Origin of the sequence: Pseudomonas sp. BYT-1 (assembly GCF_023611805.1) — a bacterium.
In the GTDB taxonomy this organism is placed as follows: domain Bacteria; phylum Pseudomonadota; class Gammaproteobacteria; order Pseudomonadales; family Pseudomonadaceae; genus Aquipseudomonas; species Aquipseudomonas guariconensis.
In genome coordinates this window covers 4,227,302-4,241,627 of sequence record NZ_CP072559.1, presented here as the reverse complement: position 1 = coordinate 4,241,627, position 14,326 = coordinate 4,227,302, and the positions used below count along the sequence as shown (strand labels likewise).

The 14,326-nt window shown below is 61.3% G+C and carries 11 protein-coding genes; 6 read left to right on the top strand and 5 right to left on the bottom strand.

What is annotated here, in order from left to right; translation table 11 throughout:
- Positions 1-14: 14 nt before the first annotated feature.
- From J5X93_RS19875 to J5X93_RS19870, 3 genes are read left to right on the top strand one after another with little or no spacing between them, the layout of a single operon-like run.
- Positions 15-1,217, top strand: coding sequence for an MFS transporter (locus J5X93_RS19875; protein ID WP_102082289.1), 1,203 nt, complete (start codon positions 15-17; stop codon positions 1,215-1,217).
- Positions 1,214-1,336: a hypothetical protein gene (locus J5X93_RS28330; protein ID WP_256664366.1), complete on the top strand. Its 123-nt coding sequence runs from the start codon at positions 1,214-1,216 to the stop codon at positions 1,334-1,336. The genes J5X93_RS19875 and J5X93_RS28330 overlap by 4 nt, the downstream gene beginning before the upstream one ends.
- A 48-nt stretch (positions 1,337-1,384) precedes the next feature.
- Positions 1,385-1,936 carry a glutathione peroxidase gene (locus tag J5X93_RS19870; RefSeq protein ID WP_043215731.1) on the top strand — a complete coding sequence of 184 codons (552 nt, stop codon included), beginning with the start codon at positions 1,385-1,387 and terminating at the stop codon, positions 1,934-1,936.
- A 105-nt stretch (positions 1,937-2,041) separates the two neighbouring features.
- On the opposite strand, the gene J5X93_RS19865 is transcribed toward J5X93_RS19870, so the two are convergent.
- From J5X93_RS19865 to J5X93_RS19855, 3 genes are all read right to left on the bottom strand, one after another.
- Positions 2,042-3,319, bottom strand: a complete 1,278-nt coding sequence (locus J5X93_RS19865; protein ID WP_043215732.1) for an OmpP1/FadL family transporter — start codon at positions 3,317-3,319, stop codon at positions 2,042-2,044.
- 147 nt (positions 3,320-3,466) lie between these two features.
- Complete coding sequence (locus tag J5X93_RS19860) at positions 3,467-3,949, bottom strand: hypothetical protein (RefSeq protein WP_102082288.1); 483 nt, start codon at positions 3,947-3,949, stop codon at positions 3,467-3,469.
- Between the two features lie 249 nt (positions 3,950-4,198).
- Complete coding sequence (locus J5X93_RS19855) at positions 4,199-4,423, bottom strand: hypothetical protein (RefSeq protein WP_043215552.1); 225 nt, start codon at positions 4,421-4,423, stop codon at positions 4,199-4,201.
- Between the two features lie 952 nt (positions 4,424-5,375).
- Between J5X93_RS19855 and J5X93_RS19850 the strand changes: the two genes are divergently transcribed.
- Together J5X93_RS19850 and J5X93_RS19845 are read left to right on the top strand one after the other, a co-directional pair.
- The gene (locus tag J5X93_RS19850; RefSeq protein WP_043215564.1) at positions 5,376-5,795 is read left to right on the top strand and encodes a tetratricopeptide repeat protein; all 420 of its coding nucleotides are present in this window, start codon (positions 5,376-5,378) and stop codon (positions 5,793-5,795) included.
- Positions 5,796-6,039: 244 nt separating this feature from the next.
- On the top strand, positions 6,040-7,425 hold the full coding sequence (locus tag J5X93_RS19845; protein ID WP_180962737.1) for a DNA recombination protein RmuC: 1,386 nt from the start codon (positions 6,040-6,042) through the stop codon (positions 7,423-7,425).
- Here the strand turns inward: J5X93_RS19845 and J5X93_RS19840 are convergent.
- A complete protein-coding gene (locus J5X93_RS19840) occupies positions 7,397-10,873 on the bottom strand; it encodes a hybrid sensor histidine kinase/response regulator (RefSeq protein WP_102082286.1) in 3,477 nt (1,158 codons plus the stop codon). The two genes, J5X93_RS19845 and J5X93_RS19840, sit on opposite strands and share 29 nt — an antisense overlap.
- Before the next feature lie 167 nt (positions 10,874-11,040).
- Entirely contained in the window at positions 11,041-12,231 is a 1,191-nt protein-coding gene (locus tag J5X93_RS19835; protein ID WP_102082285.1) for an MFS transporter, read from the bottom strand.
- A 206-nt stretch (positions 12,232-12,437) separates the two neighbouring features.
- Here J5X93_RS19835 and J5X93_RS19830 point away from each other — a divergent pair, with 206 nt between their 5' ends.
- Positions 12,438-14,312: an MFS transporter gene (locus J5X93_RS19830; RefSeq protein WP_090343623.1), complete on the top strand. Its 1,875-nt coding sequence runs from the start codon at positions 12,438-12,440 to the stop codon at positions 14,310-14,312.
- Positions 14,313-14,326: the final 14 nt, after the last annotated feature.

Sequence of the window (14,326 nt, the reverse complement as noted above, 5' to 3'; positions counted from 1 at the left end):
TGGAGAGAACGACGATGACCTCGGTATGGCGAACCAGCGGGTGGGTGTTGTTGGGGGCGGCGCTGATTCTGGCGTTGTCCCTGGGGGTGCGGCATGGCTTTGGCCTGTTCCTGGCGCCCATGAGTGCCGAGTTCGGCTGGGGGAGGGAAGTGTTCGCCTTTGCCATCGCCCTGCAGAACCTTATCTGGGGTCTGGCCCAGCCGTTTGCCGGAGCCTTGGCTGACCGCTTGGGCGCCGCGCGGGTCGTGATCATCGGCGGGATTCTCTACACCGTTGGGCTGGTATTGATGGGCATGGCCGACTCGGCTTGGTCGCTCTCGCTCAGCGCCGGTCTGCTGATCGGCATTGGGCTGTCTGGCACATCCTTCTCGGTCATTCTCGGTGTTGTGGGACGCGCAGTCCCGGCGGAAAAACGCAGCTTGGCCATGGGTATCGCCAGTGCCGCCGGCTCATTCGGCCAATTTGCCATGCTGCCGGGGACGCTCGGCCTGATCCAGTGGTTGGGTTGGTCGGCGGCCTTGCTGGTACTGGGCTTGCTGGTGGCCTTGATCGTGCCGTTCGTGGGCCTGTTGCGTGATCGACCACTTCCGAATCACGGTACCGAGCAGACACTCGGCCAGGCGCTGCGCGAGGCGTGTTCGCATTCAGGGTTCTGGTTGCTGGCGCTGGGCTTTTTCGTCTGCGGTTTCCAAGTGGTGTTCATCGGCGTACATCTGCCGGCCTACCTGGTGGACCAGCATCTGCCGGCGACCACCGGCACCACCGTGCTGGCGTTGGTCGGGCTGTTCAATATCGTCGGTACCTACACCGCCGGTTGGTTGGGCGGGCGCATGTCCAAACCGCGTTTGCTCACGGGCTTGTACCTGTTGCGGGCGGTGGTGATCGTGTTGTTCCTATGGGCGCCGGTGACTCAGGTCAGTGCTTATCTGTTTGGCGTCGCCATGGGGCTTTTGTGGTTGTCCACGGTCCCGCTGACCAATGGCACCGTGGCCACAGTATTCGGTGTACGTAACCTGTCCATGCTCGGTGGCATCGTCTTCCTGTTCCATCAGTTGGGCGCCTTCCTCGGTGGTTGGCTGGGCGGCGTGGTGTACGACCGTACCGGCAGCTACGAGCTGGTCTGGCAGATCTCGATTCTGTTGAGCGTGTTGGCTGCTGCCTTGAACTGGCCCGTGCGCGAGCGTCCTGTGGCACGCCTGCAGGCCCAGCCGGCATGAACCGCTCCCTGACGCGTGGGTTGCTGGCAGCGGGCGCGCTCGTGCTGCTGGCGCTGGCGTGGTGGGGCTGGCATGAGGGTGGTCTGGCGTTGATGCAGTTGGGCATGGGTGTTTGTTAGGCGCTACCCTGCAGGTAACGGATTTTCATCTTGCAGGAGTGCCGTACGATGTCTTTACGCAGGTTTACCCTTTCGTTACTGGTTCTTGCCGCCGCTTCGTCCAGTTGGGCGGCCGATTGCCCCGCCTTGCTGCAAGGTAGCCTGCCCGAACTGCGTGGCAAGGAGCAGATCGATTTGTGCGAGCGCTTTGCCGGCAAACCGCTGGTGGTGGTCAATACCGCCAGCTATTGCGGTTTTGCCCCGCAGTTCGAGGGCTTGGAATCGACCTACAAGGCTTACCACGAAAAGGGCCTGGAAATGCTCGGCGTGCCTTCGAACGACTTCAAGCAGGAAGATGCCGACAGTGAGAAGACCGCCAAGGTGTGCTACGCCAACTATGGCGTGACCTTCACCATGACCAAGGCCCAGGCTGTGCGTGGCAAGGATGCGGTGCCCTTGTTCGTTGAGTTGGCGCGTCAGAGCAGTGCGCCGAAATGGAATTTCTACAAATACGTGATCGATCGCCAGGGCAAGGTGATCGCCAACTTCTCCAGCCTGACCAAGCCTGACGACCCCGCCTTCCAGGCAGCGATCGAAAAAGCCATCGCTTCCCAGCCATGATGTTCAGTGCGCGTGGGGTCGTTGATCCCACGTTGGCCGAGCCTTGGTTGGTACAGGCATGAAAAAACCGCCACGAGGGCGGTCTCTTCATGTAGCGGGTGCAACTCAGAAGCGGTAGGTGAGGGATGCACCGATGCCGTGAGCGCTGTTTTCGTACTTGGCCTGGTAGCTGCCCTTCAAAGCGCCTTCCTGCAGGGAGTCCGGACGATTGTTGACCTTGGTGTCTTCTTCCCACAGGTAGGAGTAAGCCACGTCGATGGTCATGTCGTCGTTCGGGCTCCAGCCAGCACCGAAGCTGACCGCCTTGCGATCGCCAGTCGGGATACGTGGCGAACGGTCGTGGTTGTTGGTTGGCGACTGGTCGACGGAGAAGCCTGCGCGCAGGGTCCACTCCTTGTTCACCTTGTAGGCTGCGCCAATGGCGTGGGCCCAGGTGTCGTGCCAGTTCTGCTCTTCGGTGATGGTCTTGAGCGGATAGCCTGCGGGAGCCTCGTTCTCGACGGTAATGTTTTCCAGACGGCTCCAACGAGTCCAGGTGCTACCGGCATACAGCGTCCAGTTGTCATCCAGTTCGTGAGTAATCGAGAAATCTACCGACTCAGGGGTCTTGATCTTCAGACTGGCGTCGAACTTGCCGCTCAGGCCGATGGGCAGAGGGTATGAAACGCGGGTGTTGCCTTCGAGCTTGTAGTCGACCATCGAATGGTAGGTCAGGCCCAGGCGGGTGCGATCAGTGGCCTGTACCAGTACACCGATGTTGTAGCCCACGGCGGTATCGTCGCCCTTGATCTTGACTTCGCCATCGCGAGAGCCCGGGCCAGCAAAGGCCTGGCTGCTGAGGTTCGAACCCAGTTCACCCTTGATGCGGTTGATGGTCGGGCCAAAGCCAATCGACACCTTGTCGTTGAATGCATAGCTGACGGTCGGCTGGAATGTTACGACCTCGACTTTGCTCTTCTTGCCCCAGTAACGTGCGGCATCATCTCCACCGTAGTCGGTGATCAGGCCGAAGGGTACATACACACCGAAGCCTACGCTCCAGTGGTCATCGATCGGCTTGACGTAGTAACCCATTGGTACGCCGACGGTTGGCACCATGTCACCGTCAGTCTCACCCCCGTAGTTACTTCCGCGACCCGAGATATCGGTCTTGGCGATGACGGCAGCACCGCCGACGGTAACTTGTTCACGCTTCAGGCGCGACATGCCGGCAGGGTTGCCATAGACAGTGCTGGCATCTTCGGCAGAAGACGAACGCCCTGCGAAACCTGTCCCCATACCGCTGACGCTTTGTTCGTTGAGGGCGAAACCTGCTGCGAACAGTTGGCTGGATGCGAGGGCGACAGCTACACCGAGGGAGGTTTTGAGCATTGCTTTTTTCATTATTGTGAAACTCCTTGGGTTCTCCGGGGCGAAAAGCTACCAACAATTTACGTGCTGCGCTATAGGCTCAATCGCAGCAGTTCGTGTAGTTTTGTAGGACAATCCGACCAAAATTCCCTTTTTTCCGGTTAATTTGTAAGGCACCTCTTAAGATGCTTCCGAAAGAATGGGGTTCACACAAAGATGCCAAGCGTGGGTGAAATCGCGTAGGCGCCCTTGGGGGTGGAAGATTTGGCGCCAGACGCGCGCCAGTCCCAACAGGTCATCGGCAGCTGGCAATCGAGGGGCCTGCTCTTCGATGAGCATCCAGGCGATCGCGGTGGAATAACGCAGGTTGACTGCAAGTTCTAGGTGAGGACCGCGAAGGAATGCATGCTGGCTGGCCAGGCCGCGGACCAGGCTCGCCAGATCCGGATCGCGTGCCAGGTAGTCGTCCCAGAGGGCCTGATGGCGAGTTTCGCCGATTCGGTAGAGGCCGTGACCACGCCTGTCGTGCAATGCCGAGCCGAGTGCCGACTGGCTAGCGGCCACGCCCAGCAGCAAGGCTTCGGCGCTTTCGCAATGACGATCCAGGTAGATCAGGGTCGGTCGGATCACATACTGACACAACTCTTTCGCTGCGATGCCCATGATGCCCTCGATCAGTTAAGGGCCGACGGGCGCTGGAGCTTGGCAGCTGGTGAATTGATCAGGCCCGCCGGAAGCGGCTCGCACCGCTCGAGTTGAAGTGTAGTGTGATAATCGTGGTGTAAAGGGCTGTTTTTAAATCGATTGCTGCCGGACGCCCCGGCGTATATGCCTTGTAGCAATTACGCCAAGAACGATCAGGCTGGCAAGCGAAGGGGTTACCGAGCGTGTGAATACATGGGTATATGTCGTTCACGCGGCCAACGACTGGCGAGTGCGCTCGATGATGGCCTGCAGCGGCGCGCTGCGGTTGTACTGCTCAGGGTACAGGCGTTCGGTATGGCATGCGACGCCATGCTCGTCGACCAGAGTGAAACTGAAGCTGCCCTTGCGAGGTGCGACGATGAGGCACTTCAAGGGTGCGAAGGCCTGGGACAGGGTGCCGATGGCGGATTGGATCTGATGATGAGTATTCATATTGTTTGGATGTTCCTGCATTTAACACGGGGTTCGATCCGTGCATCTTAGAAACGTTCCAGTGACGCCTTTATTAAGGGACGAAGAACCTGACTGGAACAGGGCAGCCAGAGGAGGCGCAAGCAAATATGGGCGCTGGGCTGACTGGTAGGTACATCAGAAGGCGGGCAAGGCACGCCAGGGCCAAGGTTCGAGGCCTCTGGGTGAAAAATCCCGATCAATCTGTTACGTGATTCGTGATGGAGCAGCGGGGCTGCCTGGGAATCATCGAAAGGGCCGGTCCTGGTTTCAGCAATGGCTACTCGTTGGGTCGAGCGAGGCACTGCAAGGACACTGTTGGCCAGAATTGACTTTCAGCTGGGTACTAACGGTGAGCACCCTACCCTAAACATCTGTACCTGGCAAGCGATTTCGTGTTTTACCAGGCTAGCCGAGCAGTATGGCGTTTAATTGATTGACTGTGAAGTGGGGCGCAGACCGGCAGTGGGGACGATGCCTACACCGGTGGCATCCAAATGGCTGTAAATCGCTCACTTGTGCACACACTGACAACGACTTGTAACAACTTGGCAACAGCCTACGGGAGCCTCGCCAATGACTTGACTGTGCGCTTAAGTCAATGAAAAAAAACACTAATTTTTGCTGGTGAAAAAATCGACAGTTTGACCAAAAGCCCCATTTCATGGGGCTTTGCGGCCACGTCGGGGGGGTTGTCCACCGAGTTATCCACAGCTTCTGTGGATTGTCCCGAGCGCTTGCTCTAGGACGGGCGTGCCAGCTGTTTTTCGAATTGTCCGACAATCATGAGGCAGCCCAGAAGCGATACCATGGCTTCAAAAAACGTCAAGAAAAGATCGTAGAAATTTTTTTTACTTCGCCCCAAAAGCACCGGGTCATCCGAATAAAAAAAGAGTACAGTGGCGCGCCTCTCGAGTTGCCTTCGCTGTTGGTCATGAAGTTTCGCGGTAAACACCTCGCCAGTCCCCCTGTCTCTTCGTCAGAGCCTTATTCCAAGCGCTTTTCCTTGAAAGTCGCCCTGTGGCTGCTCGACAGTCCACGCCTGGGGGACAAGACGCACGTCAAGCACCTGGCCGGCCGCCTGTTAAAGCAACCCGCGCGCCAGGGTGTGGTAGTGGCCCAGAGCCGCCTGGGGCAGATGCTTTGCCGGGAGTGCGGCAATGCCCGCGACCGGCGCATCGGTCATGACCTGTTGCGCCAGGCTGCGCGCGCGGGCGATCGTCGTGCGCAACTCGAATATGGTCGCCTGTGTCAGGCCAGCGAGCCGGAGCAGGCCCGTTATTGGTTGGAGTTGGCGGCAGGGCAGGGGTCGCAAGAGGCGCGGCGGTTGCTCCGACAGCTGCTTCCGGTTTGAGTGCCTATCGCAGGAGAGTCCTGCTACGCCCGCGATGGAGCAGGCTTTACCCTTGTGGCAGGAGCGGTAAAGCCACCCAAAGCATCAACTGGTAAGCTCACGGCATTGTCGAACATCGATTGGAGTCGCTATGGCAGTGGATCTTGCCAGTATCCTGCTGGGCCTCGTCGCCGCAGCCGTCCCTTGCCTGGGTTGGGCATTGCAGTTGCAGCGACAACTGTCGGCCAGGCAATCGGAGCTGGCGTTGGTGCAAGAGCGCCTATCCAGCGCCCAACTTGCCCACGAAGGTCTGCAAGCGCAACTGGAGGCTTGCCGTGATGAGATCAGCGACCTGAGCGAGGCGAACGTGGTCAAGCAGACCACTTTGGCGGCCCAGGCCCGAGAACTCGAGTTATTGCAGATCGATCGCGACAACGCCCGTGATGCCGCCCACGCCTGGCAGCTCGAGCGGGCCAATCGGGAAGCCGAGCAGCGTCGCCTGGAGGCCCAGGCCGCACGCCTGGAGGCAGAGCTGCGGGAACAGCAGGAAAGCCACCAACAGCGTCTCGAAGACCTGCAGGAGGCGCGCGATTCCTTGCGTGCCCAGTTCGCCGAGATGGCTACCAAGATCTTCGATGAGCGTGAACAACGTTTCACCCAGACCAGCCAGCAGCACCTGGGCCAGTTGCTCGACCCACTCAAGGAACGCATCCAGGCGTTTGAGAAGCGCGTTGAGGAAAGCTACCAGCAAGAGGCGCGCGAGCGCTTTTCCCTGGGCAAGGAGCTCGAGCGCCTACAGCAGCTCAACTTGCGCCTGTCGGATGAAGCCACGAACCTGACTCAGGCCTTGAAGGGCCAGAAGACCCAGGGCAACTGGGGGGAGCTGATTCTCGAGCGGGTGCTGGAGCATGCGGGGCTGGAGAAGGGGCGGGAGTACCAAACCCAGGTCAGCCTCAAGAGTGCCGACGGGGAGCGTTACCAGCCCGATGTGCTGATCATGCTGCCAGGCAACAAACAGGTCGTGGTCGATGCCAAGGTCAGCCTCACGGCCTACCAACAGTTTGTGGCTGACACCGATGCCGAACGCGCCCAGGCTGCCCTCAAGCAGCACGTTCAATCCCTGCGCAGTCATGTCAAAGGGCTATCGAGCAAGGATTACAATCGTTTGGACGGTTTGCACAGCCTGGATTTCGTCCTGCTGTTCGTGCCCATAGAAGCGGCGTTCTCGGCAGCCTTGCAGGCCGAGCCCAACCTGTTCCAGGAAGCCTTCGATCGGCAGATCGTGATTGTCAGCCCGACCACCTTGCTGGCGACTTTGCGGGTCATAGACAGCCTGTGGAAGCAGGAGCGCCAGAGCCAGAATGCGCGGGAAATCGCCGAGCGAGCCGGGTGGCTATACGACAAGTTCGTCTTGTTCATCCAGGACCTGGACGAGCTGGGCAGTCGCCTGCAGCAGGTGGACAAGGCCTATGCCGCTGCGCGCAACAAACTGTGCGAAGGTCGCGGCAACCTGGTCAGCCGCAGCGAGCAACTCAAGCTGCTTGGCGCCCGGGCCAGCAAAAGTCTGCCGGGCGAATTGCTCGAGCGGGCGCTTGCCGAGGGCGTGCCGGCTGGCGAAGCGCTTACTGAACAAGGCTCAGATGGCGATTGAGCAAGGCGCGCAAGGCCGCCGGCTTGACTGGTTTGGCCAGGTAATCGAGGCCGGCGGCGTGCACCATGGCGATGGTTTCGTTGCGCCCGTCCGCGCTGATCACCACGCCAGGCACCGGCTCGCCCAGGCGGGTGCGTAGCCAGGCCATCAGCTCGGTACCGGTCTCGCCATCGTCCAAGTGGAAATCCACCAGCGCCAGGTGCGGGCGCATGCCTTGGGCCAGCAACGCTTCGCATTCCTCGCGGTTGCGCGCTGTCCAGACCTGGCAGCCCCAGCGGCTGAGCAGGCTGTTCATGCCCAGGAGAATGCTGTCTTCGTTGTCCACGCACAGCACCTGCAAGCCGGCCAGGGGCTGGCTGACCTGTTCCACGGGCGTGCGGGTCTCGGGCGCCGGGGCCCGGGCGATCGGCACGCTGACCCTGAAGACACTGCCCTTGCCTGGCCAGGAGCGCACTTGCAGTGGATGCCCCAGCACCCGGCACAGGCCATCGGCGATCGCCAGGCCCAGGCCCAGGCCTTTTTCAGCGCGGGTCTGGTGGCTGTCCAGGCGCTTGAATTCTTGAAAGATCACCTGCAACTTGTCGTCGGCGATACCCGGGCCTCGATCCCAAACCTCCAGCCACAGGCGCTCGCCCTGGCGGCGCACGCCGAGCAGCAGCGGACTCTTGCCGTATCGTAGGGCGTTGGTCAGGAAGTTCTGCAAGACCCGTCGCAGTAGTTTCATGTCGCTCTCGACCCGCAGCCGGCTGCCCCGCAGGCGGAACTCCAACCCCTTCTCCGCCGCCAGCACCTTGAATTCGGTACCCAGGGTATCGAACAGTTCGTTGAGGGCGAACGGCTTGGGATCGGGCGTGATCTTGCCGTTTTCCAGCCGTGAGATGTCCAGCAGGTCGCTGATCAGTTCCTCCGCCGAGCGCAGAGAGCTGTCCATGTGCTGCACCAGTTGCCGGGCCTCTTCGTTCATGCCTTCAGCCTGTTGCGACAGGGCGGCGGAGAACAGCCGCGCAGCATTGAGCGGCTGCATCAGGTCATGGCTGACCGCGGCCAGGAAGCGGGTCTTGGACTGACTGACCGCTTCGGCACGGCTCTTGGCTTCCGTTAACGCCTGGTTGAGCTGGGAGAGTTCTTGGGTCCGTTCGGCTACCCGTTGCTCCAGGCTTTCGTTGGCATCCTTGAGCGCCTGTTCGGCTTCGCGGAAGGGCGTGATGTCGGTGAAGCTCATGACAAAGCCCCCGCCTGGCATGGGGTTGCCGATCAACTCGATGACCCGGCCGTTGGGGAACAACCGCTCGGAGGTGTGTGCTCGGCCCTGGCGCATCCAGTGCAGACGGCGTGCGACATGCACCTGCGCCTCGCCAGGGCCGCACAGGCCGCGTTCGGCGTTGTAGCGGATGATGTCGGCAATCGGCCGACCCACGCTGATCAGCCCGTCGGGGTAGTTGAACAACTCCAGGTAGCGGCGGTTCCAGGCCACCAAGTGCAGGTTCTGGTCCACCACGCTGATGCCCTGGTTGATGTTCTCGATGGCGCCTTGCAGCAGGGCGCGGTTGAACTGCAGCACCTCGCTGGCTTCGTCGGCGATGCGCACCACGTCTTCAAGCTGCATCTCTCGGCCTTCGATGGCCGCCTTGACCACTGCGCGGGTCGAAGAGGTGCCAAGCACACCCGCCAACAGCCGCTCGGTGTGCTCGATCCAGTCGCCGTCGGCGTTCTGGTTGGGGTTGAAGCCCTTGCCCTGGCGATAGGCGAAACGAATGAAGCTCTGTCGCGCCCGCTCTTCGCCCACAAAGCGCGCAGCCAGCTTGAGCAGATCGTCGATCTGTACCGCCAGCAGCGACCGGTTGCTGGGCCTGGCGCTGCTCTGTTGACCGATGAAGCGGCCTGCCTGCCAGTGCTCCGAGACGCGTGTGCGCGACAGGATCGAGACCCAGGCGAACAGGATGAAATTACCCGCCAGGGACAGCACCACACCCTGGGTCAGTGGGGTGATCGGCAGGTTCAGCGGGTTGCCGTGCAGCCAGGCAAGGCCGGGGAACAGTTGCAGCGACCATCCCAGGCTGTGGGCGGCGATCGGCAACACCAGGGTGTAGAACCATAGGAATATCCCGGCCGCGAGGCCTGCGAATACGCCGCGGCGGTTGGCCTGCTTCCAATACAGCGCCCCCAGCATGGCTGGCGTCAATTGGGTTACGGCGGCGAAGGCGATCTGGCCGATGGTCGCCAGGCTCGCGGTGGAACCCAGCAGACGGTAGCTGACATAGGCCAGCAGGAGAATGGCGACGATGGTCACTCGGCGCACCGAGAGCATCCAGTGGCGGAACGCCTCGAACGGCCGTTCGGCGTTCTTGCGACGCAGCAGCCACGGCAACAGCATGTCGTTGGATACCATGGTCGACAAGGCCACCGCCTCGACGATCACCATGCCGGTGGCGGCCGATGCACCGCCGATGAACGCCAGCAATGCCAGGCTCGGGTGGGCCTCGGCCAAGGGCAGGCTGATGACGAAGGAGTCGGAGATCACCGTGCCTGGCAGCAACATCTGCCCGGCCAGGGCGATCGGTACCACGAACAGCGCGGCCAGGGCCAGGTACAGGGGGAACACCCAGCGGGCCATGCGCATGTCCTGGGGCTCGATGTTTTCCACCACAGTGACATGGAACTGGCGGGGTAGGCAGATGATGGCCATCATCGCCACGGCAGTCTGCACCACCATCGAAGGCCAGTTGACGGTTTCCTGCCAGTAGGTTTCCAGATGCACCGACTGTCGCGCCTGAGTGAACAGATCATCGAAGCCGTCGTACAGATTGAACACGACGAACGCGCCAACGGCGAGGAAGGCCAGCAGCTTGACCAGAGATTCGAAGGCAATCGCCAGGACCATCCCCCGGTGGTGTTCGGTGACGTCAAGGCTGCGCGTGCCGAAGACGATGGCGAACAATGCCAGCACCAGCGAAATCACCAGTGCGGTGTCCTGCACTCGGGGGCCAGTGGCGTCGGCGTTGGCACCGATCAGCAGATTGACACCGAGCACGATGCCCTTGAGCTGCAAGGCGATGTAAGGCAGCACGCCGACCAGGCAGATCAGCGCCACCACCACCGCCAGCGACTGTGACTTGCCGTAACGTGCAGCGATGAAGTCGGCAATCGAGGTGATGTTCTCTTGCTTGCTGATCAGCACCATCTTCTGCACCACCCAGGGCGCGAAGACCAGCAGCAGCACAGGCCCCAGATAGATGGGCAGGAACGCCCAGAGCTGTTCGGCAGCCTGGCCGACCGCGCCGAAGAAGGTCCAGCTTGTGCAGTACACCGCCAGCGACAGGCTGTACACCCAGGCGCGCAGGCGTGGCGGCAATGGCGTGCTGCGACGGTCGCCATAGAAGGCGATGGCGAACATGATGGCCATATAGGCCAGGGCGACCACGGCGATCAGCCCACTGGACAACGACATGCAAACTCCGGAGCAAAAAAGGAAACGCGGTCCCGATCAATCAGTCTGGCACGCAGTCTGGGGTTCGTCAGCGCAGACGATGGTCGCAGTGGCAGGACGCCGCAGGCCTGGGCTTTGTCACGACCCTGTCGGCGCCGGCTTGGCGCAGCAGGGGGCGTATTAAGGCGTCATGGCCGCTCCATCGCACCCCTTGTCCCCAGGTAATAGAACCCTGCCGCCAGTATCACCGACAACACCAGCAGGTAGAAGATCGCCACCGGCACCATCAGCCCCAGGGCGAATCCGACGAGCACAGGTCCCAGGGCCGCGCCGAGGTTGGAGAGGTTCTGCGCGCCATAATAGACCCCGCGCAGGTGCTCCGGCGCGATCAGGTCGATGAACATGTATTCGGCCGGAATCACGATGATCTCGCCCAAGGTGAACACCAGCATCGCCAGGCACCAGGCCATGACCGAGCCTGCTAGGGAAAAGCCCAGCAGACCGAGAACGAACAGTGTCATGCCGGCCATCAGCCAAGGCATCAGGCGCTGGCGGTCGATGCGGCGGCCCACCAGGTACTGCAGTGCGATCACCGTGGTGGCGTTGGTGGTCACAAGGTACCCCACCAACCTCGCTGCCTCGCTGGCGCTGGCGGTGACCACCAGGTATTGGGAGAGGTAGGCGGTGAACTGCCCGAACACCACGGCACTGAGCACGCCGCCTAGGGTGAAACACACCAGCCGACGGTCCCGCGCCAGTTGCAGACCGACCTGGGCAAAGCCGGCGCCGGGCTGGCGTGGCTCGCTTATCTTCAGTTGTCGCTCGCCCAGGCGCTGGTACAAAAGGGCCATGCCCAAGCCGATCGCTGCGGACATTACAAAAGGCAGGTGATCATTCAGCTCGAGCAGGGCCACCCCGAGCAGAGGGCCTGCTGCATAGGCGATGTTGCTCAAGGTGTACTTTATGGCGAATACCTCGGCCCGCTCGGACACTGGCAGTAATGTGCAAAAGCCTGCCTTGGCGGCGATGTCGACCACCGCCAGGGCCAGGTTGATCAGCACCAGGCACAGGAAGAACAATGCTGCCCAGCGGCTGGCGATGGCGCCGACGAAGGCCAGGGCGAACGTCAGCATGGCGCCGATCAGCAGGGCATAGTTGCTCAGGGTGTCGACCAGATGTCCGCCATACAGGCTCAGCAATGACGCCAGGATCAGCGCGCCGCCGATCAGCAGCCCGATGTGGCTGACCGGCAACTGGAAGTTGTCCGCCAGGTAAACCACCAGGTAAGGCAGGGTGATCGCCCGGGCCAAGGTCAGTGCGAACGTGATCGCAAGCAGCAGGCGCACAGGGGGGGGGTAGCGATGGAGGGCGGCGAGCATCGGACATCCTTGTTGTCGAGTAGTGCCAGTGGCCAAGCATAAGGACAGGCACACGGTTTGTCGTGTGTCCGGTGGAGGAGGGCGTGGCGGTCGCAAATAGCCGCACGCATTCTTCCGGTTGCCAGCGAGCCCCATTCCCATGCAGATTTGTGGCTTCTCGCGCTGTGCGTGCCTCCAATGAAAAAGCCCAATCAGGTACACGGACGATGAGTCACCCCTCGCAATTCACCCTGCTCGGCAAGCGGCGTTTTCTGCCGTTCTTCATTACCCAGTCGTTGGGTGCCTTCAACGACAATCTGTTCAAACAGTCGCTGATCCTGGCGATCTTGTACAAGCTCAGCCTGGAGGGCGATCGCTCGATTTGGGTCAATCTCTGCGCGCTGCTGTTCATCCTGCCGTTCTTTCTGTTCTCGGCACTGGCCGGGCAGTTCGGCGAGAAGTTCGCCAAGGATGCGTTGATCCGCGCGATCAAGTTGGCAGAGATCGTCATCATGGCCATTGGCGCGACCGGATTTGTCACCGGACACCTGCACCTGATGTTGCTGGCGTTGTTCGCGATGGGCACCCATTCGGCGCTGTTCGGCCCGGTGAAGTACTCGATCCTGCCCCAGGCTTTGCGTGAAGAGGAACTGGTCGGCGGAAATGGCCTGGTGGAAATGGGCACCTTCCTGGCGATCCTGGCCGGAACCATCGGGGCTGGGGTGATGATGTCCTCTGGCAGTTATGCTGCGGTGGTCGCAGGGGGAGTGGTCGGCACCGCGGTGCTCGGCTACCTGGCCAGCCGCTGGATCCCTCGGGCGGCCGCCGCTGCCCCGCAGATGAAGCTGGACTGGAACATCTTCAAGCAATCCTGGGCCACCTTGCGCCTGGGGCTGGGGCAAACGCCAGCGGTGTCGCGCTCGATCGTCGGCAACTCCTGGTTCTGGTTCGTCGGTGCCATTTACCTGACCCAGATCCCGGCCTATGCGAAGGACTGGTTGCACGGCGATGAGACCGTGGTGACGCTGGTGCTGACGTTGTTCTCGGTGGGTATCGCCTTGGGGTCGCTGCTCTGTGAGCGTTTGAGCGGGCGCAAGGTGGAGATCGGCCTGGTGCCGTTCGGCTCCTTCGGCCTGACCCTGTTCGGCCTGCTGTGGTGGTGGCACTCGGGCGATGTGCCGGCAGGGGAGGTGCCCCATGACTGGCTGGCGCTGCTTGGCATGGGCCAGGCTTGGTGGATCCTGCTTTCGATCGTGGGCCTGGGGGTGTTCGGTGGCTTCTATATCGTGCCGCTGTACGCCTTGATCCAGGCGCGTACGCCCGAAGACCAGCGGGCCCGGGTGATCGCTGCCAACAACATCCTAAATGCGCTGTTCATGGTGGTCTCGGCGATCATCACCATCGTGCTGTTGAGCGTGGCAAAACTGAGTATCCCTCAGCTGTTTCTGGTGGTGTCGTTGCTCAACGTCGCGGTCAACGCCTATATCTTCCGCATCGTGCCCGAATTCACCATGCGTTTCCTGATCTGGCTGCTCAGCCACTCCATGTACCGCGTCGAACATCGGGACCTGCAGTGCATCCCCGATGAGGGCCCGGCGTTGCTGGTGTGCAACCATGTGTCTTTCGTCGATGCACTGCTCATCGGCGGCGCCATTCGCAGGCCGATACGCTTTGTCATGTACTACAAGATCTATAACCTCCCGGTGCTCAATTTCGTGTTCCGCACCGCCGGGGCCATCCCCATCGCCGGACGCAGCGAAGACGAGGCCACCTATGAGCGCGCCTTTGCGCGAATTGCCGAGTACCTGGCCGATGGCGAACTGGTCTGCATCTTCCCTGAAGGAAAGCTGAGCGCCGATGGCGAGATAGATGTATTCAAGGGAGGGGTGAGCCGCATCCTGCAGGAAACACCCGTGCCGGTGATTCCGCTGGCCTTGCAAGGGCTCTGGGGCAGCTTCTTCAGCCGCGATCCGAACAAGGGCTTTTTCAAGCGTCTTTGGTCGAGGGTGACGTTGGTGGCTGGCGCCGCCATCCCGGTGGAGGCGGCGCAGCCCAATGCACTACGCGAGAAGGTCAGTGCCCTGCGTGGCGATGTGCGTTGAGTGATGAGGGCGCA